The 728-nt window shown below is 50.5% G+C and carries 1 pseudogene; it reads right to left on the bottom strand.

Annotated elements, in window-relative coordinates:
• Window positions 1-112: 112 nt before the first annotated feature.
• A pseudogene (locus tag DDD64_RS09235) lies at window positions 113-577 on the bottom strand (Rib/alpha-like domain-containing protein); the annotation flags it as partial.
• Window positions 578-728 lie beyond the last annotated feature (151 nt).

Genomic DNA, 728 nt, shown 5'->3' with positions numbered 1-728 from the left:
TTGCGGGGTATCTCCTTTCGAGGATAGGTAGGAGTTGATTCGAAAGGTACCCGCGATGGTCGCCTTTGTGTATACCGACACGAGGATCACCGCGGGATACAGATACACCACACTAACGGACGCAACCACGAGGCCAGTAATTCGGCCTCTTAACCTCCCACCCGTTAATCGTTTCCTGGTAGGTAGTCTCTCTAGTTCCATCAAACTTCTTCTTGGTGCATACGGTTTTAAAACGAATATGGTCAACAGCGCGTAGTTTCTGAGTCGCTGTGATATCCACTACCGGATCGAGGGCTTGTCCTTCCGCAAGCACGACTTCCCTCACAGGGAAAAAATTACGAGTTAGCGACAGCTTAAAATCTCCGGGAATAAGATCAGACTCTGTCACCGTCACCGTTGCATAAATGACGGCAGTGGTATTATCCGGGTACGTGACTTTCACCGGCACCGAGTAATCGCTTGGATTTACTGTACGCCCCGGGGTCAAGGTAATTGCACCGGTAGACTCATCCACATTTGCCCACGAAATTTCGCTACCTTCTAACTTCTGGAAGGTAGTCCCTTTAGGCAGCTGGCGCTGCGGATCTTGCGGGGGTTCTGCGGCCTATAGGACACTTGGTGTTGGTTTTATCCGGACTTTTCGGCTTGCTAGCAGGCTAAAGTCGGGTTCGAACTCGGTTTGACTCGAGTTTTTGGATGGACAGAACGTGTTGGTTTAACCCCGACTT

The organism is Actinotignum sanguinis (genome assembly GCF_003957255.1).
GTDB classification, from domain to species: domain Bacteria; phylum Actinomycetota; class Actinomycetes; order Actinomycetales; family Actinomycetaceae; genus Actinotignum; species Actinotignum sanguinis.
Note: the sequence above shows the minus strand (reverse complement) of the source record. Positions and strands in the feature narration are given on the sequence as shown.